16 protein-coding genes and 1 pseudogene are annotated in these 25205 nt (G+C 67.2%); 7 read left to right on the top strand and 10 right to left on the bottom strand.

Annotated features, from left to right (window positions below):
• Window positions 1-3: 3 nt before the first annotated feature.
• From EV192_RS31505 to EV192_RS31485, 5 genes are read right to left on the bottom strand one after another with little or no spacing between them, the layout of a single operon-like run.
• Window positions 4-1206 (bottom strand): amidohydrolase, encoded by a 1203-nt coding sequence (locus EV192_RS31505; RefSeq protein WP_132121896.1) that lies wholly within the window; start codon window positions 1204-1206, stop codon window positions 4-6.
• Window positions 1207-1247: 41 nt separating this feature from the next.
• The gene (locus EV192_RS31500) at window positions 1248-2867 is read right to left on the bottom strand and encodes an ABC transporter permease (RefSeq protein ID WP_132121894.1); all 1620 of its coding nucleotides are present in this window, start codon (window positions 2865-2867) and stop codon (window positions 1248-1250) included.
• A complete protein-coding gene (locus tag EV192_RS31495) occupies window positions 2864-3691 on the bottom strand; it encodes an ABC transporter ATP-binding protein (RefSeq protein ID WP_243727202.1) in 828 nt (275 codons plus the stop codon). Before EV192_RS31495 ends, EV192_RS31500 begins: the two co-directional genes overlap by 4 nt.
• Before the next feature lie 23 nt (window positions 3692-3714).
• A complete protein-coding gene (locus EV192_RS31490) occupies window positions 3715-4758 on the bottom strand; it encodes an ABC transporter substrate-binding protein (protein WP_132121892.1) in 1044 nt (347 codons plus the stop codon).
• A gap of 55 nt (window positions 4759-4813) precedes the next feature.
• Window positions 4814-5560 (bottom strand): FCD domain-containing protein, encoded by a 747-nt coding sequence (locus tag EV192_RS31485; RefSeq protein WP_132121890.1) that lies wholly within the window; start codon window positions 5558-5560, stop codon window positions 4814-4816.
• Window positions 5561-5685: 125 nt separating this feature from the next.
• On the opposite strand from EV192_RS31485, the gene EV192_RS31480 reads away from it, so the two are divergent.
• The 4 genes from EV192_RS31480 (at window position 5686) to EV192_RS57490 (ending at window position 9630) form a co-directional block, all read left to right on the top strand.
• A complete protein-coding gene (locus tag EV192_RS31480) occupies window positions 5686-6450 on the top strand; it encodes a nucleoside phosphorylase (RefSeq protein WP_132121888.1) in 765 nt (254 codons plus the stop codon).
• On the top strand, window positions 6447-7646 hold the full coding sequence (locus EV192_RS31475; RefSeq protein ID WP_132121886.1) for an MFS transporter: 1200 nt from the start codon (window positions 6447-6449) through the stop codon (window positions 7644-7646). The genes EV192_RS31480 and EV192_RS31475 overlap by 4 nt, the downstream gene beginning before the upstream one ends.
• 461 nt (window positions 7647-8107) lie before the next feature.
• Window positions 8108-9109, top strand: a complete 1002-nt coding sequence (locus EV192_RS31470) for an alpha/beta hydrolase (RefSeq protein ID WP_243727201.1) — start codon at window positions 8108-8110, stop codon at window positions 9107-9109.
• A gap of 248 nt (window positions 9110-9357) precedes the next feature.
• Window positions 9358-9630 (top strand): Rossmann-fold NAD(P)-binding domain-containing protein, encoded by a 273-nt coding sequence (locus EV192_RS57490; RefSeq protein ID WP_424923405.1) that lies wholly within the window; start codon window positions 9358-9360, stop codon window positions 9628-9630.
• A gap of 161 nt (window positions 9631-9791) precedes the next feature.
• Here EV192_RS57490 and EV192_RS31460 read toward each other — a convergent pair whose 3' ends face one another.
• The 4 genes and pseudogenes from EV192_RS31460 to EV192_RS31445 form a co-directional block, all read right to left on the bottom strand.
• Window positions 9792-11060 carry a cytochrome P450 family protein gene (locus tag EV192_RS31460; RefSeq protein ID WP_132121884.1) on the bottom strand — a complete coding sequence of 423 codons (1269 nt, stop codon included), beginning with the start codon at window positions 11058-11060 and terminating at the stop codon, window positions 9792-9794.
• 166 nt (window positions 11061-11226) lie between these two features.
• Window positions 11227-12007 (bottom strand): annotated as a pseudogene (locus EV192_RS31455) (aromatic prenyltransferase).
• A gap of 2 nt (window positions 12008-12009) precedes the next feature.
• A complete protein-coding gene (locus tag EV192_RS31450; RefSeq protein WP_132121880.1) occupies window positions 12010-12708 on the bottom strand; it encodes a methyltransferase domain-containing protein in 699 nt (232 codons plus the stop codon).
• Window positions 12709-12771: 63 nt separating this feature from the next.
• On the bottom strand, window positions 12772-13731 hold the full coding sequence (locus EV192_RS31445) for an ArsR/SmtB family transcription factor (RefSeq protein WP_165960707.1): 960 nt from the start codon (window positions 13729-13731) through the stop codon (window positions 12772-12774).
• A gap of 201 nt (window positions 13732-13932) precedes the next feature.
• Between EV192_RS31445 and EV192_RS31440 the strand changes: the two genes are divergently transcribed.
• The 3 genes from EV192_RS31440 to EV192_RS31430 are packed head-to-tail and all read left to right on the top strand — an operon-like array spanning window position 13933 to window position 23706.
• A complete protein-coding gene (locus tag EV192_RS31440; RefSeq protein WP_207926313.1) occupies window positions 13933-21813 on the top strand; it encodes an RHS repeat-associated core domain-containing protein in 7881 nt (2626 codons plus the stop codon).
• An 8-nt stretch (window positions 21814-21821) separates the two neighbouring features.
• Complete coding sequence (locus EV192_RS31435) at window positions 21822-22610, top strand: hypothetical protein (protein WP_132121874.1); 789 nt, start codon at window positions 21822-21824, stop codon at window positions 22608-22610.
• Window positions 22603-23706: a Dyp-type peroxidase gene (locus EV192_RS31430; protein WP_207926312.1), complete on the top strand. Its 1104-nt coding sequence runs from the start codon at window positions 22603-22605 to the stop codon at window positions 23704-23706. The genes EV192_RS31435 and EV192_RS31430 overlap by 8 nt, the downstream gene beginning before the upstream one ends.
• Before the next feature lie 784 nt (window positions 23707-24490).
• Here the strand turns inward: EV192_RS31430 and EV192_RS31425 are convergent.
• Window positions 24491-25126 (bottom strand): winged helix-turn-helix transcriptional regulator, encoded by a 636-nt coding sequence (locus EV192_RS31425; protein ID WP_132121872.1) that lies wholly within the window; start codon window positions 25124-25126, stop codon window positions 24491-24493.
• Between the last annotated feature and the right edge of the window lie 79 nt (window positions 25127-25205).

Below are 25205 nucleotides of genomic sequence, written 5' to 3'. Positions count from 1 at the left end.
CGGTCAGGCCGGGGCGGTGACCGCGCCGTCCCGGGCCACGATTCTCCCGCGTTTCATCACCAGGGTCCTTGGCGGCGGGGTCACGACGATCTCCCCGATCGTCTCGCCGGGAAGCACCACCAGGTCGGCCGGGTCGCCGACGCGCAGATCGCACTGGTCGAAGCCGAGTGCGTCGCGGCCCAGGCGGGTCGCGATGGTCACGGCGAACTCCAGGTCCTCGTCTCGGCGCCAGTAGCACTTGTACGCCAGGAACATCGCTCTGGCCAGGATGTCGCCCTCGCCCCACGGGGACCATCGGCTGCGGGACGAGTCGGATCCGAGGCACATCCGGACGCCCATCGAGTGCAGCGTGCGGACGTCCGGGACCGGCAGGAGCCCGTGCACGCCGACGGCGATCGTGATCCCCGCGTCGGCGAGCAGCGTGCCGAGGTGGGTGAGCTGTGCCGGGGTCGGGTCGGCGAGGCTGAACACGTCACAGAGGCTGACCTTGCCCTGCATGCCCAGTGCCCTGACCCGGGCGGAGATCTGCTCGATCAGCCAGATGCCCAGCTCGCCGGACTCGTGCAGGTGGAAGTCGACCGGGACCTGGTACTTCTCGGCGAGTCCGAAGACGATGTCCAGGTGGCGTGCGGCGTCGCCGTCGACCCCGGCCGGGTCCAGCCCGCCGACCGCGTCCGCGCCCTCGCGGAGGGCCTGTTCGAGCAGGTCGGCGGTCCCGGGCCGGCGCAGCAGCCCGAGCTGGGGAAACGCGACGATCCGCAGGTCGGCGAGACCGGCCAGGTCCGCCCGCACCTCCGCCAGGCCACGGATGCCGTCCAGCCCGACCTCCGGTGCAACGTCCACAAAGGTCCGGATGGACGTCGAACCGTACGCCACACACTTCTTCAGGAAGAGGCTCGCCCGCTGGGCGACCGGCGTGGTGGTCTCCGCCCACTGCCGCGCCTGGTCCTCGAACATCTGCTCCATGGTGATCGGTTCCGACTCGCGCCGGACCCACGGCTCGCCCCAGAGGCTCTTGTCCGCGTGGGCGTGGCCGTCGACGAAACCCGGCAGGACGATCTGGCCGCCGAGGTCCTCGATGTGATCGGCCGGGCCGACGTCGGCGGGGACGGGTCCGACGGACTGGATCAACCCGTCGGCCACGGTGATGGCCTGCGGGTCGCCGATCCCGTGCGGGCGGACGTTGGACAGGATGGTTCTACTCATGAATTGGTCTCGCATTTCTCGGTTGTGACAGCGCGAGGAGATCACTCGAGCCTGCGCAGCGCGGAGTCCTCCAACGCGCTGGCGATGTGGTATGCAGCAAGGGAAGCCAGTAGGACGATGGCGACCCCGCCCCACACGAAGTTGTAGTCGGACAGGGTGGCCGCGACCGTCATCGACGCACCCAGGCCGTGCCCGGTGGCGAGCCATTCGGCCACCATGGCCGCTCCCACGGACAGCGGCAGCGCGACCTTCACCGAAGCCAGGAGAGCCGGCAACGCGTACGGCATCAGGAGCTTCGTGACCCGCTGCCGTCGTCCGGCCCCGACCGCGCGGAGCAGATCCCGGGCACTTCGGGGAACCGCTCGCATGGCCAGCAGAAGGTTGACCAGCACGGGGAAGAACGTCATCACGGCGATGAGGACCGTGACGGCGACTATCCCGCGCCCGAACATGAGCGCCAGCAGGGGCATCGCCGCGACGATCGGGACGGATCGCAGCGCGATCGAGATCGGCATCAGGATGCGTTCGATCACCGTGAACTCGTGCGCGAGCACGGCCATCAGCACGGCGAGGACAAGTCCGGCCACAAAACCGAGACCGGCGTCCATGAGGGTCTGTGCCAGCGACGACAACATGTACGACGTCGCCCCCTGCGCCTCGCCGTTGGACGTGACGAGCTGCGTATTGCCGTCCGCGAAGTACGACAGCACCTGCGCCGGTCCTCGGGCAACGGCGTCGCCTCCGGGCACGATCTGCACGAGCAGCCACCAGCACAGCAGGACCCCACCCACCGTGGCGACCATGGCCAGGACCGCACGCCCGACACGGGTCCAACCGCTACCCCCACGGGACCGCCGCCGCCGCTCCGCGCGGGCGCCCAGAACGGTGTCCATCGAACGGGTCCAGGGGAAGGCCAGCCGGGTCAGCAGCGGCAACAGGAGGAACGTGAGCGCCGCGAGCAGCGAGGTGACGATCGCCAGCCCCCACGCCCGGGGTATGTCGAAGGCGCCCTGGGCCTGGACCATCGCGACGCCGAGGCCACGCGTGCCGCCCATGTACTCGCCGATGATCGCCCCGAGGATGGCACTGGGGGCGGCGACCTGCAGACCGGCGACACAGCTCGGGATCGCGGCGGGCAGCCGCACCTTGCGGATGACTGTCCACTCCGAACCGCCGGACGCCCGGATCACCTCGACCGACGTCTTGTCGACGCTGCCCAGCCCCAGGATGGTCCCGACCAGCGTCGTGAAGACCACCGCCTGCGCGGCGAGGATGACGCTGGGCGTGTTCCCGGGGAACGCGATCGCGAGCAGCGGGGCGATGGCGATGAGAGGCAGCGCGATCGCGCCGACGGCGACCCGCTCGAGCAATGCCTGCACTCGCGGGAACGGCAGCGTGCACAACGCCAGGACGATCGCGATTCCGTTGCCCCACAAGTATCCCTGACCTGCCGAGGACATGGTCGCAGCCGCGTTCTGCGGGTAGTAGTGCGCGTCGTCGTTCATCTGCCGCAGGACGGCGAGCGGTGACGGCACCAGCGTCGAGAGGTTGCCGAGCGACGAGGCCGCCTGCCAGATCAGGAGCAACGCCAGCAGAGTCAGGACCGGCGCGACAGCACGACGCAGCGGCTTGGCGTACGACTGGGCCGTGCCGCCTTTCATGGCGACGTTCCGTCTCCGTTGCCCGCGAACAGCTTGCGGGCCAGCTCGTCGCAGAGCGAGTGGAACGTGCTGTCCTGGAGCATCTCCGCGGTTCTGGGCCTGGGCAGGTCGATCGGGACGACCTCGACGATCGTCCCGGGGCGCGGGGACATCAGGACCACGGTGTCCGAGAGCAGCACCGCCTCGGCGATACCGTGCGTCACGAGTACGGTGGTCGTCCCTCGTTCGGTCCAGATCCGCTGGAGTTCGAAGTTCAGCCGCTGGCGGGTCAGGTCGTCCAGTGCGCCGAACGGTTCGTCCAGGAGCAGCAGTTCGGGCCGGGTGACCAGGGACCTGGCGAGCGAGACCCGTTGCCGCATACCGCCGGACAGCTGGGACGGGCGGGCTCTCTCGAACCCGGTGAGGCCGACCAGGCGGATGAGGTCGGCGACCTCCTTGTCGTCCCGGCGGCCCGCCACCTCCAGGGGCAGACGGATGTTCGTTTCCACCGTGCGCCACGGCAACAGGCCGGCGTCCTGGAAGGCGACGCCGGTCCCGTGCCGTTCGCGCAGCTCTCGCGGAGTGAGCCCGTGGACGGTGACCGTTCCGCTGGTCGGTGTCTCCAGATCGGCCAGGACACGCAGGATCGTGGACTTGCCACATCCCGAGGGGCCGAGCAGCCCCAGGAACTCACCGCGGCGGGACTCGTGGGTGAACTCGCGGAGTGCTTCGACTTTCCCGGTGCCGTCGAGAAAGGTCTTGCTCAGACCGTGAATTCCGATTCCGTCGACCGGCGGTGAGTCACCGCCGGGGTTCGCACCCGCTCGCATCGCGGTTTCGAGCACGGCTTCCCTCCAATCCGGTCCGCTCATCCCTCGAGCAGCTCGTTGGTGAAAAGGGACCTGTCGGCCGTGATGCCGATGCTGCCCAGGCTTTCGATCGTCTCGCCGATGAGCGTGTCGGACATCCAGAGCAGTCCTTTCGAGCCGGTGTCCGGGCCGGTCACGTACGGCGCCATGGCTGACATCACCTGGATCTGTTCGTCAAGCTTCAGGCCGAGGTCCTTGCCGTAACGCTCAATCGTCACCTGAGCCGCGTGCTGGTGGTCCTTGACCGCGGCGTCCCAGCCCTGCTTGCTGCCAGCGAGGAACTTCCGGGTGTTCTCCCGGCCGGTGGGATCGTCGAGGGTGGCCTGCGAAACGAAGAACACGCTCTGCATCCGGTTGAAACCGTGGTCGGCCAGGGGCATCACGTGGGTCTGGATGCCACGCAGGCCGAGCGAGACGGGCTGGTTGGACGCGAATCCCCAGATGGCGTCGACCTCCCCGGCCGCGAGCGGGGCCGGGTCGAACTGGATCGGTACGAGCGTCACCTTGCCGACGTCTACGCCGTTCTTCCGCATGAACACCAGCGCGGTGTTCTTGCCCGAGAGGGTCACGCCCAGCTTCTTGCCCTCGATGTCCTGCGGGGTCCGCACCGCTCTCTCGGCGCGCGAGACCCAGCACTCCGGGCTTCGCACCAGCCCGGCGCCGACGATCTTGAGTTTCGCGCCGCCGTTGACCGCGGTGACGACGTTCTCCGGGATCGCCTCGATACCGACGCTGACCCGGTTGGTGGTCACCAGGGGCACGACCGCGGAGTTCGGTCCACCCGGGACAACCTCGACCTCCAGCCCCTGCCGGGCGTAGAACCCGTTCTGCACGCCAAGGAAGATGCCGGAGTACTCCACGTTCGGGATCCAGCCGAGCTTCACCGACACCCGGCCCTTGGCGGCGGACGAGCCAGCGGCCACGTCACCGCTTGTGCCGCAGCCGGCCAGCCACATCCCGGCGGCGGCCACCGACGCTCCCTGCCCCACGGTCCTGAGGAGTGAGCGTCTACTCACCCGGTACTGCGAAATGGTCTGGGTCATTGCTGATCTGCTCCCGAACGGTGTCCCGGTCACGCCTGTGTGCGGGACGGTGGTTTCATGCGGGCTCGATCTCCGCGAGCAGCGCGTGGATCACATGAGCGTTTCCGCTGTTGGCGAAGTGCTCGGTGTCGCGGATCATCCCGTCCAGGTGCACGACCATGAGTCGCTCGGCGCCATCCGGATCCCGCTCGGAGATGCTCGACACGATGTCGCGGTGTTCCTTGTCCCACCGCACCAGCGCTTCCTGCTTGATCCCGATCAGGATCAGCAGGTGTTCCAACGGATCCAGGCGCTCGTCGAACAGCGTGCTGGTGACCGCCTGGATCTGTTTGTTGTGCGACGCATGGCCGATGGCCCGGTGGAAGCCGAGCCGTTCCTGCCACCGGCCCGAGCCGGTCGTTTCCATCATCGAGCGCAGCTGCGCGATCTCCTCCGGCTGGGCCCGCAGCGCGGCGGCCCGTGCGGCCTCCCGCTCGATCCCCCGCCGCCCGGCCAGGTGGTCCACGAGGTCCTGGACGTCACGCAGGTTCAGCGCCTTGGCGAAGCTGGCCGACCGGCGGCTGTCCAGCAACAGGTTCGCGGCGGACCGGCGGCCCTCCTCGGTCAGCACCCGACCCTTTTTGCCGAGCGGCTGGGTCAGGCCCTGGTCGTCCAGTTCGCGCAGCAACCGGCTGACGGTCGATTCGCTGACGTCGAACCCGCGGTCCCGGAGGTACCCGGCGGCCGCACGGGCGCCGAGCGGGCCTGCCTGCGTACTCAGGGCCGCAAGCAGCGCGGACGTGATCGGTGGCGTGTGTTGCACGCTCCCCTCCCCACTCGTCTTGGCTGTTGTGGCGAAGGTAATCAGCGTCACAGCGTTCGTCAAGATTGACGAACGTACTGGTTCTCAGACGATACTGTGCGACACCTGACGCACATGGAGGTCGGATGACTACCGAGAACCGTGCTCACCATCTGCACTTACGCGCTGAGGACGTCGGCGGGTACGCACTGCTGCCCAACAGCCCCGAACAGGTCGCCCCGATCGCCGCGCGCCTCGACGAACCCACGTTCGTCGCGCGTAACCGCGAGTTCGAGACCTGGCGCGGATCGCTGGCCGGCGAGACCGTGGTGGTCACCTCGACCGGCGTCGGCGGGCCGTCGACCGCCCTCGCGGTCGAGGAACTGGCCGCGCTCGGCGTCGGCACGATGATCCGCGTGGGCGTGTCGGGCTCGATGCGGCCCAACACCCGCAACGGGGAACTCGCCGTCGTCACCGGTGCCATCCGGGACGAGGGAACGACCAAGCAGTACCTGCCCGTCGAGTTCCCCGCGGTGGCGACGACCGACGTGGTGCGAGCGCTCCAGGAGGCAGCGGCCGGTCAAGGCGTACCGCACCAGTGCGGGCTCGTGCACACCAAGGACTCGTACTACGGCGAGATGGAGCCCGAACGGATGCCCCTCGCCGCGGAACTGACCGAACGCCTCGGCATCTGGCGCCGGGGCGGGGCCATCTGCTCGGAGATGGAGACCGCGGCGGTCTTCATCGTCGGATCCGTGCTGAACGTACGAACCGGCAGTGTGGTGATGATGTGGAGTGAGCAGGCCGTCCGCGACGGCGGGCCCGCACCGGCCGTGGAGCCGCTGTACGACACCGCGGTGGCGGCGATGCGCCGCCTGGTTCACACCGCCGTAGGGGCCGGTGTGGCTTGACCGAACGGCGACTGGCCGTCCTGGCGGGAGTCGTCCTGATCGCGGCGAACCTCCGGGTGGCCGTTACCAGTCTGGGCGCGGTGCTCGACCAGGCCCGCGCCGACCTCGGGCTCTCGGCCGTCACCGCGTCGATCGCCGCGACACTGCCCGTGGTGTGCTTCGGCCTGGTCGCCGTGGGGACGCCGGGCCTGGTCCGTCGGGTCGGCGCGGCGGCCGGACTGGCACTCTCGCTCGGCTTGCTGGCGATGGGGTTGCTGGTCCGCGTGGCCGGCGGCGAGGGAACGCTGCTCGGCGGCACGTTCCTCGCCTGTGCCGGCATCGCCACCGCGAACGTACTTGTCCCTGTGATCGTCAAAACCGAGTTCCCGGACCGAATCGGCGAGGTCACCGGCACATACAGCGCAGTCCTCTCACTCGGCGCGGCGATGGGCGCGGCGGCGACCGTGCCCATCGCGGGGATCACCGGTGGCTGGCGGGGTGGCCTCGCCGTCTGGTCTGTGCTCGCCGTCGTGGCGCTGCTCGCCTGGCTGCCCCAGGTACGCCGAAGCGTCCGGCCCGCCGAGGCCGGGGTCTCGGCGCGGGCCATGATGCGCAGCCCGGTGGCGTGGGCGGTCACGCTCCTGTTCGCTACCCAGTCCCTCCTCGCGTTCGTCGTGATGGCCTGGCTGCCCGCGATGTACCGCGACGCCGGCTTCTCGTCGGCGCAGGCCGGTGTGCTGCTCGCCGTCACCGTCCTCATCGGCGTTCCGGTGTACGTCCTCGTTCCTGTCCTCGCGACCCGGATGCGCGGCCAGGGGTACCTCGGCGTCGGCCTGACCGTGTTCCAGATCCTCGGTCTCACCGGCCTCCTGGAAGCACCGGCTACAGTTCCGTGGCTCTGGGCGGTCCTGATCGGCGTGGGCGGCGGGGTGTTCCCTCTGGTGCTGACCCTGTTCAGCCTGCGAACACGATCGACCGCCGACACAGCCACACTGTCCGCGCTGGCACAGGGCGGCGGCTACCTCCTCGCCGCCGGCGGCCAGTTCCTGCTCGGTGTCCTGCGGGACACCACCGGCTCCTGGTCGAGGCCGATTCTGGTCATGATCGGTGTCTGCCTGGCGCAGGTGGCCCTTTCCTTCGCCGCCGGACGACCACGGTTCGCTCAGGGAGTACATCCACCGACCGTTACGCCAACCGGCGAAAGTTCCACTCCATGAATCCACTATCGGCCTGCGACCGCAGGTCACAGCGCCGACAGTGGGCCAACTCCACCCGCACAGGCCATGCAATGCCGCGTCGCACAACAGGACAGATGTCTCAATTTTGTCGACGGGCAATTGTCGTCATGTTTCTCAACATCCGCTTCTGCCGCGAAGCGATCGGAACAATTGATGTGTTGACTGGGACCGGACAGCTTCGTCATGTGGTGGCGAGCCATTTCTTCCGGACGTCGTTGAGCTTGGCCAGGGCTCGATCGGCCAGTTCTTCGATCTCGGCACCCAATTGCCCTCTCATGTCGCTGATCGCGCGTCGGACACGTCCGCACATGCCGATGGCGGTTGCTTGTGACGGTGCAGATCGGTGGGCGGTATCCGGACCTTGGTGTCGGCAGCTGCGTGATCGGCGAGGTGTGGAAAATCGGCTGACGCGTGAGGGACGAGGGCACTAGCGTGCGCGCGTGAATCTTGAACCGGGGAAGACTGTGCCTGCCACGCCCGTTCCACTCGATGTCGAACTTCAGGTCGCTTATGACGCCTACATGGCGGAAGAGCCGGAGTTGGCGTCGATGAGCCTCGAGATGCTGCCGGGGATCCGGGCGGAGGTCGAGGCTGCGGTGGCCGTGCTCGGGGACGTCAGCCGCGGCGGGCGCTTCACCGTCTCCCAGCCCTCGGTGCCCGGTCTGCACGGCGACCCCGAGATCCCGCTGCTGATCTGCACGCCCGCGAGCGCGCCCGCACCGCGGCCGGCGCTCTACTACATCCACGGTGGCGGCTTCTTCTGCAACGATCACCGCACCGGGCTCGACCAGTTTCTTGACACGGCCGAGCGGTTCGGAGCCACGCTGATCTCGATTGGCTACCGGCTCGCGCCCGAGCACCCCTATCCCGCCCAGATCAACGACGCCTACGCTGGCCTGCTGTGGGCCGCCGACCACGCGGACGAACTCGGCATCGACCCGGAGCGCATCGTCGTCATGGGCCCCAGCGCTGGCGGCGGCCTGAGCGCCGCGCTCGCCCTGACCGTGCGCGACAAGGGCGGTCCCCGCTTGCTCGGCCAGTTGCTGATGTCGCCCATGCTCGATGACCGCAACGACAGTGCCTCGGCCATGCAGATGGATGGAATCGAGTTCTGGAACCGCAGCTACAACCTGTTCGGCTGGAGCGCGCTGCTCGGCGTCCTCCAGGGCGGAGCAGACGTACCGCAGTACGCTGCGCCCGCACGCGCCACCGACCTGGCCGGCCTGCCGCCCGCGTTCCTCGATGTCGGCTCCGCCGAGTGCCTACGTGATGAGGTCCTCGGCTACACCGGCCGGATCTGGCAGGCGGGCGGCAGGGCCGAGTTGCACGTGTGGCCCGGCGGAATCCATGCGTTCGATCGGGAGGTTCCCGAGGCGCGGATCAGCAAGGCCGCTGTCGCGGCGCGCCGCAACTGGCTACAGCGCCTCCTTACCGCCGACTAACGACCCCTCCCGCAGTACTCGGTGGAGGGACGGGCGGCGCGTAGTCCAGCCCGTCGGCATTCACCCACCCTCTCCTGGCATTCCAGTACGTTCACTGGTCACCTCGCCGCGAACCGATCGATCAGCGTGGCACCCAGCCTTTGATCGGCGGTTCGACGGGGGGTCATTGGGACGACGGTGAGCCAGACAGTGTGACAAAGTCCTGCACGTGCACGGGGACGTGTCTGGGCCGGATAGTGGTGGCCGGCATGATCACTGAGGGGGTGCGCTCCCGGGCGGGAACGTGTAGCGCCACCAAGGCGTTCGTCCACCAGTTCAGCCTGAACCTGCACGGAACCGGCGTACGCGTGACCAACATCGAACCGGGTCTCGTGGGCGGCACGGAGTTCTCCGTGGTCCGGCTCTCCGGCGACCAGGCGAAAGCCGACGCGGTCTACGGCGGCATCCAGCCGAAACACGGCGCACCGGAGCCACACCACCGACCGCAACCCCGGTGGCGATGCCCAAACCCCGCCAGGTAATCGGATGGATCATCCGCCCGGCCGGTGACCGCACCGAGTCCGACCAGGCGGATCTCGCCGTGATCCTGCAGCGGTGTCCGGTTCTGCGGACTGTCTGCGTCGGGACGTCGGCGGCGAGGGACGGAAGCCGGCACACAGTCGGACCAACCTTCGGTATCAGCTCACGCGGTCACCTCCGCGACATCGCTTTGGCTCCCTGAGTGGCTATCTGGTGCTCGGAGGTGGGCGGGCAGATCGGTGTGGCCGTTGGACAGGAAGGTGTGCAGCGGTGTCAGTTCGTTCGCTGGTATCGCGAGGGTGAGATCGGGGAACCGGTCGAACAGTGCGGGAAGGGCGATCTCGGCTTCCAGCCGGGCCAGGGGTGCGCCCAGGCAGTGGTGGACTCCGTGGCCGAAGGACAGGTGCTGCTTGCCGGTCCGGGTGAGGTCGAACTCGCCGGCAGTGTCGCCGTAGACGGCTGAGTCACGTCCTGCTGCCGCGTAGCCGACCAGAATGGCGTCTCCGCGAGGAATCGTCATGCCGTCGATGTCGATGTCCTCGACGGCGTAGCGCAGCAGTAGGTACGGCACGGGGGCCTGCCAGCGCAACGATTCCTCCACCACGTCGTTCCAGGTCTGTTGACCGGACCGCACGAGGGCGAGCTGATCGGGATGGGCCAGCAGTGCGGTGATGGCGTGGTCGAGCAGGTTCACCGTGGTCTCGTGGCCGGCGGACATCATCAGCATCAGGGTGTCCACCAGTTCGGTCTCGGACAGCGCGCCGTCCCGCTCGTCGCGGGCGGCGATCAGGGCGCTGGTCAGGTCGTCGCCCGGTGCGGCACGTTTGTCCGCCACCAGGTCGGTGAACAGTTCGTACGCCGTCATGACGTTGGCCTGTGCCTGCTCCGCGGTGATCGCGCTGTCGAAGAAGCCGTCCACGACCGCGCGAATACCAGCCCGTTTGTTGTCGGGCACGCCGAAAAGCTGACAAATGACCTCGATTGGCAGCGGGTAGGCAAATCGCGCCCGCAGGTCCACCGGCTGCCCTTCGGGAGTCGTCTCGATCGCGTCAAGCAAGTTCGACGTGATCTCTTCGATCTTTGGCCGCAGCGCCTCGGTTCGGCGAGCGGTGAACGCGGCGGCCGTCAGGGAACGCAACCGTTTGTGATCGGCTCCGTAGGCGGTGAACATGTTCCGCACCGATACCCAGATCCGCAACGGCCAGTCCTCGGCGATCTCCCCGTTGCGGAACGCCGTCCAGTGCTGCGTCGCGTCCTTGGACACTCTCGGGTCGGCCAGCAGCCAGCGCAGGGTGTCATGGCCGGTGACCACCCAGGCTCGGACGCCGCCCGGCAACTCCACGAGTGTTACCGGTCCCTCGGCGCGCAGTCGTGCGCCTTCGCCATGAATGTCCGAACCGTTGACATCGAGCGCGATTGGCATCCCCGTCATGTGTATCCTCACCAGTGGTCGCACGGCAATCTCTTGGCGCAGCTGACATCTCGATAGTTCCAGACAACCCCGGCGGCCGGGTTGGGCTGATCGGTGGAAGGCCGGTCGTCGCCGAGCTACGGCCTGACGAACCGCCCGACATCGACCGTCCATTTGCGCCACGGGATCACGACGTGCCGGTCATCGGGCTGTTCCAGGACTTCATGAGCGCCACCAGGCGCCCGCAATAGCCGCGCTCAGCCTTGATGTAGTCATTGCCGGCAGGGCCGAAGGACCAGGCGACGGCGTTCATCTCCTCGTCGTCGCGGGACGGAGCGGATCGGAAGAAGGTGGCCAGCCGTTGCCCGATGGCCGGAAACTGGCCTGTGGGTAGCTTGAGCGCATAGAAGCCGACTCGCTGGATGTCGCCGTTGTCCACGGCCATGGTCACCGAGAAGGTGTATCCGTCCGGCGGCGTGAACTTCGCCATGTCCGAGAACACGGAAGGTCCCGGCGGCTTCCCGTTCGCCACGGAGACGAACCGCTCGCTGTCGTCCTGGGTGATCTTGCGGGAGGTCCGGAAGTAGAGGTTCACGGTGTTCGCGCGGTAGTCCACGGCCACGTGCCGCACGCGGACCAGGCCCAGCGCCCGGAAACGGCGTTCGTGCCCGCGGATTGTCCAGGGAACGTCCGGTGCGCCGAGCACCTGTTCGAGGGGCCGTACGCCACCGAGGTAGACCCAGGTTTTGGTGATCCCCTGCTCGGCGTCGAAGTCGCAAAGTTCGGTGCTGGTGTTGCTGTAGAGCGCCGGTGGTCCGCCAGAGAACGGCAGCGTCGCGAAAGCTGCCGGCGTACGCGTTGAGCACCGTGCTGGTCATGGATTCGGAGTACGCCGCGTCGATGGCGTCGGCCGTGACCTTGATGTCACGCAGGAACTGAACGGGGGAGAAGCGATATGTACGCCGCACAATCACTCCAGTCCCTTGTCGAGACGCACCCACGCCCCGTAGTGGGTGTTCCCCAGGACCATGGCGCGGCTGTTCAGTACCGCTCGCTCCAAGGTGGCGGCGAGGGAGTCATCGATGGTCACCCCGTCGGGCAGGGCGATGCCGGCCTGGACGAGCAGCGGTTCGATGGCCTGGACGGCGCTGCCCAGCCAGGTGAAGACGGTCGAGCCTGGTTTGCCGCCGGTCATGGCACCGGATTCGACATTCGGCCAGCCCAGCCCGGCGTCGAGGAATACCCGCGTGAGATGCCGCCCGAAATCCGGTGCGATCCCATGGGCCCGGAACAGCGCTCTGAGCAGTGCGTAGCAGTCGTTCCAGATCGGGCAGAGCGGCCTGCTCACATCCGCGTTGCTGACATCCATGTCGTGCATCACGACGATGCCACCGGGGCGCACCAAGTGGGCGAGACGGTTCAGCGCCGCGGCTGGATCCGGCAGGTACTGCAGAATGAACCTGCCGACCAGCACGTCGAACCGGTGGGTGGTGTCGAATTCGGCCAACTCGACATTCTCGAATCGCACGACGTCCCCATGGCCATCGACGGCGGCGCGATGTCGCGCCGCCTCCACCGCGGCGGGATCTCGTTCGACACCTACGACCCGACCACTCGGTCCGACGATCTCGGCCGCGACAAATGACACGTCTCTCAGCCCCGCATCGATATCCGGTCCTCTGTATGGCCAGACGGCTCGTGCTCGACCTGTTGATCATTCTACTGTGGACAATCATTGGTTTGGTGTGGTCCCGGTCAGGAGGGCTAGTCCAAGTGACGTGATGGTGTGTATGACGGCGGGGCCGTTTCGGTTGCTGGTGATCAGTCCGGCGTCGCGGAGGACGGTCGTTTGTTTGCTCGCGGTTCCGATTGAGGTGCCGAGCTGTTGGGCGAGATCGCTGGTGGTTCGGGGTGTGAGGAGCATGCGTAGACATTCGGCACGGGTTCGGCCGAGTAGTGAGATCAGGCTTTGCGTGATCATGAGGTTGGCGTGTGGCGTCTTGTGACCGTGCGCTTGGTAGACCAGCACGGGTCGAAGTTGGGGGTCGATCCAGGTGATGGGGTTGCCCCTGCAGAAGTAGGACGGCACGAGGGTCAGGCCACGCCCGGCGAGGTGCACTGTTCGGCTTTCGGGGTGTCGAGTGGACAGTGTTGTCCCGTCCCAGCCGAGGACTCCTGGTAGTTGGCTGAGCATGGTGCCCACCCCGTGGGCGGCCAGGGAACGTGCTCGGACGAGCCGGTCGGACGTGACTACGCCGAGCACTTCTGTCCAATGTGGTGCCACCAGTAGCTGGTAGGTGTCGCGGATGGCGCTGAGGACGTCGCCCAGTTGCTTTCGGTCGCTGGTGGCCAAGGATCGCATCCATTGCGGTGGGGTTCGATGTGCGAACACCGCGGCGAGGTCGATGGTGGCGGGAGTGCGCACAGCTGCTTCGCAGACGCTGCCTTTGTCGGGCGGGGGCAGGAAGTCGGGGAACTCGCCCTGTACCGCGACCAGGCATTGTAGTAATGGATACTCGTCCAGTCGTTGCGTACCGCTGTCGAGTGATCGTCGCCATCCTCTGAAGGGTGCAAGCACGGCACGGGCCTGTGCTCTTCGCAGGGCCAGGATCAGTTCCCACACGGGATCGGGTCGTTCGGCGAGGCGTACTCGCTGTAGATCTTCTCTGTCGAACACCAACTGCGATGTCACGAGGTCCCCCCTCGTTGCCATAAGAGTGGCGTAACACGCAGATGCTACCCCTGCTTGCGTTGCCGGAGTGGTACATGCCGCACATTTGCGCCTTTGCGCGTCAGGGAAAAGGTCTTCCCTAACGTACTGCTCGTCCGACAAGTTTTATCCAAACTGTGGTAACCCACCTGCTGGGCTATATGCGGCTTACCGGGAGGACACGTGTTGTCTGCGTTGTCGCGTCAGCTGACCAGGCCGGTCGCGCTTTTCGTCACCTGTGTCCTGATCGCCTCCGGCGTCAGTGGGGTCGCCGGATCGTCCTCGGCGAGTACCGCGCTTCCGGCGAACTTCGCAGACCTCACCCGGGATCCCGTGCTGGGCGGCGTCGGCAAGGCAGAGCTGCCGGGCGTATTCGCCTCCGCCAAGCAGGGTAATCCGCTCGCGCTGGCGGCCAACCCTGTCGACTACGCGTACGACGCGGCAGGGCAGTTACGAGGCGTGTCGCAGACCAGCGGTGGCGGGGCCACGGGGCGGTACAACTACGACCCGGCCGGCAACCTCACCTCGATCGACCATTATGACTCCACGGTTTTGTCGATCGTGAGTATGGTGCCCAGCCGCGCGTCGGCCGGTGCGAGTGTCGCCATCAGTGGCACGGCGTTCGCCACCACGCCGTCCGGCAACACCGTGAAGTTCAACGGCACCGCGGCCACGGTCGTCAGTGCGTCAGCGGTGCGGCTGGTGGTGACTGTTCCCAGCGGGGCGAGTTCGGGCACGGTCACGGTAGCAACGAGCGGTGGCACCACGACCAGCCAACAGGCATTCACAGTCGACCCTGCGGCCGTTGCGCCGACGGTGACCGGCGTGTCGCCGGTCGTCGCCGCAGCGGGGACGGACGTGACCGTTACCGGTACTGGATTCGACCCGACGCCGGGCAACAACAATGTCGCGTTCGGACACACGAGGGCCAGGGTCAAGGCGGCCACGCCGACCGCCTTGACGGTGACGGTGCCGGACTCCGCCGGGGCCGGTCCGGTCAGCGTTGCGACCGCCGTGGGCGTGGCGAGCAGTGGCGTGAAGTTCACGCCGGTGCCAGACAAGTACGCGTCCGCGACGATCGCCACGACGGCGGATATGACGGTCGACGGCGCGGCCACCACCGTATCCGTCCCCACGGCCGGTCAGAAGGCCATCCTGCGGTTCGCCGGCAGTCAGGGGCAGCGGCTGAGCGTGGGTTTCAGCGGTGTCACGCTGGCCGACTTCGTGGCGGTGCCGTACTCGCCGTACGGCGGCTCTTTCGGACGTACCCAGTTCGACCAAGGATGGCAGTTCACCACGACGATGTTCGGCGCGATCCCGTTGCCCCCGCTGCCTGCCAGCGGCATCTACGAGGTGGTCGTCGATCCGGTCGGCAGCGCCACCGGATCGGTGACCGCGACGCTGTCCAGCCGGGTCCCTGGCACGCTGAACCTCACCGGCGCCGGCACCACGGTGAACCTGGGCCGGGTGCAGCAGCAGGCCGAGTTGACGTTCGCGGCGACCGCGGGACAGCGGATCGGGATCGGCGTCAGCGGCTCGACGTTCCCGGCCGGCACGCGGGCGGCGGTGCGGCTGACCGAGCCCCATGGCGCGGCGGTGTTCTGGCAGGACTCCTTTGAGGCCGACGTGTTCAGCCTGGACGGGCAGGACCTTGACTTCACGCCGGCCGAGACCGGCACGTACACGCTGATCATCGGCGCCATGACCGCCGGCACGGGGTCGATCACTGTCACGGCGTCGCCGGAGCTTGCCGGCGGTGCGCTGACGCTGGGCACGGCGAAGACAGTGGCGATCAACCGGCCAGGCCAGGACGTGCGGCTGACCTTCACGGGCGGCAAAGGCCAGGTGCTCGGCGCCGACTTCACCGCCTACGCCTTCGCCTTCGACCCGTTCGTCGTCGTGTACTCGCCGGACGGATCGGTACTCAGAGCATCCAATGTGGACAGCCCGCATTTCGATCTGCCCCCGCTGCCGGCCGACGGCACCTATCAGATGACCCTCAGTCCGTACTCCAGCACCGGGTCGCTGACGATGGTGCTCAGCCTGCAAGGCAGCGCTGTGCCCGTCACGGTCGACGGTGCGGCGGTGACCGCGTCGATCCCGGCCGCCGGCCAGACGGCGCGGCTGGCAGTCACCACCACGGCTGCCAACCAGTGGGTGACGTTCGCGTTCACGAACTACACGTTGCCCACGACACTGTCCGCGCAGGTGATCGATTCCACCGGAACGGTGATCGCCGGCTACACGATTGGCTCGCTCAGCACGTTCTCGGTGACGCCTGCGACAGCGGGCACCTACACGCTGATCCTGCGGCCCAGCGACGGCACGAGCACCGGGTCGGTCCTGGTCACGCTGTCCAGCCAGGTCAACGGTGGCGGCTTCACGATCGGCGCGGCCAAGAACCTCTCGGCCACCAGGGTGGGCCAGACCACCAGGTACACCTTCACCGCCACGGCGAACCAGCGGTTGAGCCTGTCGTTCGGCTCGTACGCCTTCACCCACACACTGGGCGTGGCGGTGGTGAAACCGGACGGCACGGTCCTGCAGGACACCTTCCTCACCACCACCGAACTCGACCTCGGGCCGGTCCCGGCGGCAGGCACTTACAGCTTCGTGATCCACCCCTTTGCGGAAACCGGGTCGAGCCAACTGACCCTGCTCAACCGTACCGACGCCGGCGCGTCCACTGTGGGCGGTGCCGCCAAGACCCTGACAGTCAGCCAGACGGGGTGGCTTGCGGAGACCAGCTTCACGGCAACCGCGGGCGAGCGTCTGTCCTTCGGTTTCACCAACTGGACTTTCGCCGCGGACGCGGTGTTGCGTATCCGGGTCATCGACGCCACCGGCCTGGAGATCGCGGACCAGTTGACCGGCAACGGATTCTCCCTGGACACCAGGGTTCCCACCGCCGGCACCTACCGGCTGGTGCTCGGCTCCACCACCTTCAGCACCGGGGGAGTGGCGGTTACCCTTTCCGATCAGCAGAACGCCGGCACCATCACGCTGGCCTCCGCGAAGAACATCACCTTCGGCCGGGCCGGGCAGAGCGCGTGGATGACGTATGCGGGCACCCAAGGCCAGAGTCTCGCGCTCACCCTGAGCAACGTCACGTTGCCGTTCTACCCGGAGGTTCGGGTAATCGCGCCGGGCGGCACGGTGCTGGTCGACAACCCGGGCGCGCCAAGTGTGACCATTCCGACGTTGCCCGCCACGGGCACCTACGAGATCGACGTGTCGCCGTACTCGTTCACCGGCGCCGCTACCTTCAGACTCGGCACCCGCAGTACCGCTGCGGCGACGCCTGATGGCCACCCATCCACCCATGCGGCCGACCGGATGACGGCTCGGGAAACCCGGCCCGCTCCAGCCGGATCCGGTAATGCCAGACGTTACGTCGCAGCGACCGTCTTCGCGCCGATGGCCAACGCGCAGCAGCACAAGGCCCCTGCGTCGTCGCTCACCCCGATGGGTGCGGTCGCCCAGACCTGGATGCCTGACCCGCGCAACCTCGCCGGCGCCGACTGGGACGCGCACCTTCCCGCGTCGCCCAACGCGAAGGCAGCCACCGTACGGGCACCACCGGGCGTCACCGCACTGGCCGGGCGGATCCTGACCGTGGACGGCAAGCCCCTGGCGAACATCACGGTCACCATCGAGAACACCACGGCGAAGACTGACGAGACCGGGCAGTTCCTGCTGACCGACTTGAAGGCCGGACACCGGGTGCTGCGCGTGGACGGCGCGAGCGCGAACACCACACAGTCCACCTTCGGTCTGCACGACATCGGCGTCGACCTCACCGCCGGACAGACGGTGGCGCTGCCGTACCCGGTCTGGCTCACCGCGTTGGACACCGCGCACATCGTGCACTTCCCGTCACCGACGACCGCCCAGACCATCGTCAGCACGCCCGTCATCCCGGGGCTTCAGGTGCAACTGCCCGCCGGTGCCGTCGTGCGCGACGTGCACGGCAACGTGATCACCGCGTTGGGCATCACCGCGATCCCGGTCGACCGGGCGCCGTTCCCACTGCCGCGCTCGCAAGTCCCCGTCTACTTCACCGTGCAACCGGGCAGCTCCTACGTCTTCCCGACCGGCGCTCGCATCGTTTACCCGAACTACACCCATGACGCGCCCGGCAAGCGGATGGACTTCTGGCACTACGACCCCACCGGCAAAGGCTGGTACGTGTACGGCCACGGCACCGTCACCGCTGACGGCGGCCAAGTCGTGCCGGACAACGGCGTCGAGGTGTACCAGTTCACCGGCGCCATGCTCATCACCCCCGGTGAGGACCCGCCGCCGCCCACCGGCCCGCGGCCCGGCGGGCAGGTCAGCGATGCCGACCCGGTGGACCTGGGCAGCGGCCTGCTGGTCGACCGGCACACCGACCTCACCGTCAACGACCTGCTGCCGATCTCGGTCGCCCGTACCTACCAACAGAGCGACGCCGGGCACCGCACCTTCGGTATCGGCGTCACCAGCGACTACGACATCCGGCTGTTCTCCAACCAGCGGTTCGTCGAGGCGGACGTGGTACTGCCGGACGGCGGGAAGGTGCACTACCGGCGCATCACGCCGGGCAGCGTGGCGCCCAACGACTTCCTCAACGCCGCCTTCGCCGCGGACCCGACCCCGACGGCGTTCAACGGTTCGATCCTGGCCTGGAACGGCGACGGCTGGGACCTGCGGCTGCGCAACGGCCTCACCTACTTGTTCGGCGACGAGGCGCCGCTGCGTGCCATCCGTGACAAGTTCGGCAACACGGTGACCATCATCCGGGCACCGGCGGCGCCTGACTCCGACAACATCGTGCGCGACAAGGGCCCGATCACCCAGGTGACGTCGCCCAACGGACACTGGATCAAGTTCACCAACGACACCGGCAACCGGGTCACCAAGGCGGAGGACAACTCCGGCCGCTCGGTGTCCTACACGTACGACAGCAACGGCCGACTGTCCACAGTGACCGATGTGGCCGGCGGCCTCACCACCTACAGCTACGACGGCAGCGGGCGTCTGTCCACCATCAAGGACGCCCGCGGCACGGTGTATCTGACCAACGAGTACGACGCCGCAGGCCGGGTGCAAAAGCAGACACTGGCCGACGGCGGCATCTACATCATCAGCTACACCACCGATTCCTCGGGCAAGGTGACCAGCACCTCGCTGACCGACCCACGCGGTCACGTCCGGCGACTGACCTTCAACCCGGCCGGCTACATACTCACCGACACCTACGCCTTCGGCACAACGAACGCGCAGACACTGACGTACACGCGGGACGCGAGCAGCAACCTTGTCACCGCGGTCACCGACGCACTGAACCGGCAGACCACCTACGCCTACGACGCGTTCGGGAATCCCAAGACCATCGTCGCGATGGCCGGCACGTCCGGCGCCCGTGTCACACAAGTCGCCTATGACGGCCCGTACGACCAGGTCAGCAAGATCACCGACCCGGTGAACCATTCCTGGACGTTCGACTACAAGACCAACGGCGCGTTGGTCAAGGTGACCGATCCGGCCAGCCGAGCGTCCGCTGTGGACAGCGATGAGGCAGGACGGGTCACGAAGATCACCGACAACGCCGGCAACGCCACTCTCATCGGCTACGCACTGGGCGAACCGACCTCGGTCACCGACCCGCTGGGCCGGATCAGCAGCCAGGTCCTGGACGCTGCCGGGCGCGTGTCCCGCCAGACGGACCCGGCCGGCAGCACGACCAGTTTCACGTGGGACCCAAGGAGCAACCTCGGATCGGCGACCGACCCGCTCGGCCGCCAGACCAGTTTCACCTACGACCCCAACGGCAACCTGCACACGGTCAAGGACGCGCGGCAGAACACCACAACCTACGACTACGACACCTCGGACCGGCTCAAAGCGGTCACAGATCCCTTGAACCGCGCCACCACGTACACCTACGACAGCAACAACAACCTCGCCACCGCAACAGATGCGCGCGGCAAACAGGCCGTCTACACCTACGACGAAGTCGACCGTCCGCAAACGGTCCGGTACGGCGTCTCCGGCAACACCCAGGAAAGTCAGATCACCTACACCTACGACCTGGGTAACCGGCTTCGTACCGTGGCCGACACGGCAGGCGGCACCACCACACTGACCCCGGACGACTTCGACAACCTCGTCCGCGTCGTCACACCCCAAGGCCAGGTGGACTACGCCTACTACGCCGACAACCGCCGCCAGACGATGACGGTCGGCGGCCAGCCCACCACGACCTACACCTACAACGCCGACGGCCGGCTCAAGCAACTGACCCGCGCCGGCGCCACCGTGACACTCGGCTACGACACCGTGGGCCGGCTGCAGACCGAGTCACTCCCAGGCCCGGTCACCCAAACCTACGGCTACGACGCGGCCAGCCAAGTCACCGCCATCAGCTACACCGGAAATGCCGGCACCACCCTGGGCGACCTGGCCTACACCTTCGACGCCGCCGGCCGCCCCATCCACCTCGGCGGCAGCTACGCCCGCGCCGACATCCCAGCCGCCTACGGCCCCGCCACATACGACGCGGCCAACCAGTTGAGCACCGTGGGCTCGGCGACGTACACCTACGACAACACGGGCAACCTCACCGGCGACGGCACCACCACCTACACCTGGAACGCACGCAGCCAGCTGACCGCAACGGCCCGGCCTGGACTGTCGATCAACTACGGGTACGACGGACTGGGCCGACGTTCCACCCAGTCCGGCGGCGGCACCACCACCGGATACCTCTACGACGGGCTGCAGCCGGTGCAGGAGCTGTCCGGCAGCACACCCACGGCCAACCTGCTCACCGGCGGGCTCGACCAGGTGTTCACCCGCACCACGAGCGCAGGCGGGAACACCCTGCTGACCGATGCCCTGGGCAGCACGCTCGGGGTGGCCAACTCCTCGGGCACCGTGACCGGCGAGTACTCCTACCAGCCCTTCGGCGCGACAACCCTCTCGGGCACGGACAACGGGAACCCGTACCGGTTCGCCGGACGCGAGAACGACGGCAACGGCCTCTACTACAACCGAGCCCGCTACTACTCGCCCAGCCAACAGCGTTTCCTTGGCACCGACCCGCTCGGCATCGGCTCCGGCGACGCGAACCCGTACAAGTACACCTTCAACCAGCCAACGGATCTCACCGACCCACTGGGCGCCAAGCCGGAGGGTTCCTCGGAAGAGTCCTCGGAAAGCTGTGCGGTCAACAGTTTCACCGCGGACACGCCGGTCCTGATGGCCGACGGCTCCCACAAGCCCATCAGCCAGGTCAAGCCGGGCGACCGGGTCATGGCGGCGGACGCGGCGTCGGGCAAAGGCGTGCCACAGACGGTCAGCGCCGCGATCGTGGGCAGCGGCGACAAACAACTCGTCGACATCCAGGTCCAGGCCGCCGACGGCACGACGTCCACGCTTACCGCCACGGCCGGACACCTCTTCTGGAGTGACGCCGACGGCCGCGCGGACACCCCTGGTGGCCGTTGGATCGACGCGACCGACCTGCGCCACGGCCAATGGCTCAAGACCTCCGGCGGTCGCCTGGTCCGGGTAACCGGCACCGCGGCCCGCACCCAGCACACGCAGGTCTACAACCTGACCGTCGACAGTGGACACACATACTACGTGGTCGCCGGTGACACTTCGGTCCTCGTCCACAACTGCAACGGGCCCAACTGCACCTGCCGGGCGGGAGCCAGGACATCGAAGGCCGGCCGGGCTCAGGAAGAAGCGATCGAGAGGGCGACAGGTATCCCGCGGAATGCGGGACCCGGTCAGCAGAGTATCAAGGGTCCGGTGACAGGGCGCGACCGGGTTCCTGATTTCAACGTGGATCGGTCGATCGCGGAACGCGGTACACTGTTGGAGTCGAAGGACTTGGCCAGGCTTGAGTACCGGGGGCAGATCCGGGACCTTGAGGCGGAGGCCAACGAAGGACGGGGAGTCCCGTTGGAGATCGTCGTGCGACCCGGATCTGGTACAGCGCTGCCGAAGTCCGGAGGGCTTGTCGACGCGATAAACGCCGAGCGGATCATCATTACGCCTTTGGATCATCTGTGAATCGACCGGTGCTGTTCGTGCGTTTGGTGTTCAGCCGGTCGCTGAACCCGAGTATTGACGCCGAACGGGCGACAGTGGCCATAGTTCAGGACGTTCTTCTCAGTGCTGCCACGCGGTGGAGTGAAAAGATTGTTGCTTGGGAACCGAATCTGAAGGCAAGGGCGGCGGTCGACTTCGACCGGGCTGGTGCTCTGGCGGAAATGGTTGCCGTGCGAACGAGGACAACCTTCGGTTTCAACAGTGGACGCGTGGAACTCCGAGGTGCCACCAGGGAGTTCGTTGTGGTTGTTTCCGTCAATGACCGGCCGACCCGGCCGGTCGGCGGGCACCTGCAGATGGCGAACGAGGTCACGGTCCAGATTCTGACTCCGTCGGTGGCGGGCGTGTCCTCGTTGACCTTCGCCGGCAAGGTGTTCGAAGAACTTTGCGTCGGGTGCGTCCCGCTGTGGGGCGCGGTTCACCTGGACTCGGAATACCGGGCCAAAGTGATGCAGACGACGCCAAGCCTTCGTGCCATCGGTCGGGATTTCGGTCGGTTCCTGCCCGGTCTTTTCGCGGTGAACTACTTCAGCGACAAGTATGTGGAGCTGTTTTCCTCATCCGAGGTCCTCGCCCTGCCGGGCGCGAGAAGAGTCGAACACGGGGTGTTCCTCGACGTTGCCGATCCGTTCGCGTGGGAAGTCGAGTCCGAGCGGTATTCGGCCGCGCTCGCCAGGATCGGCAAAGAGCTGTTCTTCGATCGGCTCGCCCCTGATCGTGCGACCGTAGCGCCGACATTCGCGGACTGCCGTGAGTGATGGCCCGCGGACGATCAGCCGGCGTGGTTTGCTGGCCGGCGGCGCGGCCATGGCTCTCGCCGGATGCGTGACCGAAGGTCCACAAGCGACACCCGGGCCGGACCTGCGGCACCAGCCGGGCATCCTGACCGCCCCGCCCACCACGGCGGTGTTCGCGGCCTTCGACATCCGGGTCCCCGGCCGTGAGGCATTAGCAGGCGTACTGCGCCAGATCAGCGTCCAGGTCGCCGCCGCGCCAAGTGAGATCCTTGTGTCCGTCGGGGCCTCGTTGTTCGACGACCGGTACGGCCTCGCGGCACGCCGACCAGCTGCCCTGACCACCATGCCGTCATTCCCCAACGACGTACTGGACTCAGCCTGGTGCCACGGAGATCTGCTGGTGCAGGTCTGCGCGCCCGACGCCACCACCGCGCAAAGCAGCCTGAGCAGCATCGAACGGACCACTGGCGCCGCGCTGGTACCTCGATGGCGAATGCCGGCGTTCCGGCCGGAGAACACCATGTCCGCGACCGGTCGCCCAACCACGCGCAACCTGTTCGGCTTCGAGGAAGGGATCAGCAACCCGGACGTGCACGACGCCGCCACGATGGCACAGCTGGTCTGGGTGGCGCAGGATGACAGCGAACCGCACTGGACCGCCGGCGGCTCCTATCAGGTGATCCGGCTGGTGCGGTTCGCGACGCAACTGTGGGACCGCGAACCGTTGTCCACACAGGAATCGGTGTTCGGCCGACGCCGGTCGGACGGAGCTCCACTCGGGCGCGGCACTGAAACGGAGGACTTCACCTACGCCGACGACCCGACTGGCCAACTCGTCGCCCTCGACGCGCACATTCGCCGGGCCAACCCACGTACACCAGAGACAGCGGGCAGCAGGATCCTGCGTCGCGGCTACTCCTACCGCACCGGCACCGATGCGGGCCTGGTTTTCGTCTGCTTTCAGCGGGACCTCGGCAAGGGCTTCGAGACCGTACAGGGCCGACTCACAGGCGAAGCGCTGGACAAGTACATCCTGAGCTTCGGCGGTGGGTATTTCTTCGCGCTACCAGGCGTGGCACCTGGCCAGTATCTGGGAGCCGACCTGCTCGCCGCATGACGGGAACCACGATCTTGCGGGTGTTCTGCTTCGACGGCAGTCCGGTCGACCTGATACCGCAGGCAAGCACCGAGCGCGGACTGCGGCCCACCAGTGCAAGCCTTGCCAGGGCAGAGCCGACGGATCAGTCGGTGAGGGCGGCCAATTCCGCCCCGTACCACGGATCCGCAGCGGGAGGTTCCTCACGTCGGTGGACGTGAATGGTGTCCCAGTCTTACTCGGTCGGGTGTTGTGGTTCGGGTTCCGGTGGGAAGCGCACGAGGGCGTCGCACGTTTGGTGTGTGGATGTGGGTGTGCTGGCTGGAACGAGTGTGCCGGCACTCCATTGGGCGGTGGCGTTGTCCGGGTCGAGTCGATGTTTGGCCATGGGTGAGACCTCCGGTGTTGATTCTGCGCTCGACTCGGAAGCTGTTTCATCGTGCGCGCACGTTATTCACTGGATTGAGTGACCAGTGACACGGAGGAATTAACGTCGGCGTCACTTTGACGCCGTCTGCGCTTTGGTTGCGTGTACGTACCCGCCGATCGCCAAAGCCGCTGAAGACGCTTTCGATACCCGGCCGCTCCGGGACCCCTCTCGCCACCGACGTTTCTCGCGATGCGGTTGTCGTCGTGCCTGGGATCATGGGCGGCGATCGGCGAGGCGGCCGGGGCTGCCCTGGGTGAGCGCGCGTCGTCCACAGTGCACGGGATTGGCTGAAACCGTCCAATCGTGACTACGACACGCCTCGAGGTACGCCCGGCCTCCACCATCGGCGAGTCGGCTTGCTTGGTGCAGAGAAGCTCAAACTGGAGGAAAGACTCTGCGGAGGATATGAGGGTCGCCTAGGAGGCGTCCTGCGGAGACGGCCTGGTCGACCGTGAGCGCGCCAGCCGCGAGCCCGATGACGATCTCTGGAGCGGCTGTCAGGATCGTGCCCGGATGACGGTCGGGCTGGACCGCGCGCGGACCGTTCTCGTCGATGCGCAGGACGATGAGGAAGCCTTCGACTTCGAAGCCGAGTTCGAGCGAGGGAGTCGCGGTCACGCCTCGAAGCAGCGCCGGTAACGCGAGCACCAGCCAACGCGGCTGGAATGAATCGCCGGCACGTCCTGTCATCAACAGCGGCGCGCCCCACCTACCCAGCGCCTCCATCGGCTCGCGAAGCCCCGCACCCCACGGCGTCAGGGCGTAGAGGACTCCTACATCTCCCAGCCGCCGCTCGACGATCCCGGTTGCCTCCAGGCTCCGCAGTCGCTCCGCCAAGAGGTTGGTGGCGATCCCCGCGAGGGAGGCCCTCAGTTCGTTGTAGCGCAGCGGACCGGGAAGTAGTTCGCGCACGATCAGGAGGTTCCAGCGGTCGCCCACGACGTCCAAGGCGCGGGCAAGTCCGCAGAACTGCCCGTAGGAGCGACCCGAAGAGTGCTTGACTTTTTCCATCGTGGTTGATTATATCACGCTCGCTGGTGCCGTGGTCAGGCAGGGCTCGGATCGCCCCGGTGTTCAGACAATCAAGGAG

It is taken from the genome of Actinocrispum wychmicini, assembly GCF_004345645.1.
GTDB classification, from domain to species: domain Bacteria; phylum Actinomycetota; class Actinomycetes; order Mycobacteriales; family Pseudonocardiaceae; genus Kibdelosporangium; species Kibdelosporangium wychmicini.
The sequence above is the reverse complement of the archived record's forward strand: the minus strand, read 5'-3'. Positions and strand labels throughout refer to the sequence as shown.

Excerpts from the sequence above, each read along its gene's own strand:
- EV192_RS31505 (WP_132121896.1), bottom strand. The coding sequence starts at position 1,206 with ATGAGTAGAACCATCCTGTCCAACGTCCGCCCGCACGGGATCGGCGAC.
- EV192_RS31500 (WP_132121894.1), bottom strand. The coding sequence starts at position 2,867 with ATGAAAGGCGGCACGGCCCAGTCGTACGCCAAGCCGCTGCGTCGTGCT.
- EV192_RS31490 (WP_132121892.1), bottom strand. The coding sequence starts at position 4,758 with ATGACCCAGACCATTTCGCAGTACCGGGTGAGTAGACGCTCACTCCTC.
- EV192_RS31480 (WP_132121888.1), top strand. The coding sequence starts at position 5,686 with ATGACTACCGAGAACCGTGCTCACCATCTGCACTTACGCGCTGAGGAC.
- EV192_RS57490 (WP_424923405.1), top strand. The coding sequence starts at position 9,358 with ATGATCACTGAGGGGGTGCGCTCCCGGGCGGGAACGTGTAGCGCCACC.
- EV192_RS31460 (WP_132121884.1), bottom strand. The coding sequence starts at position 11,060 with ATGACGGGGATGCCAATCGCGCTCGATGTCAACGGTTCGGACATTCAT.
- EV192_RS31425 (WP_132121872.1), bottom strand. The coding sequence starts at position 25,126 with ATGGAAAAAGTCAAGCACTCTTCGGGTCGCTCCTACGGGCAGTTCTGC.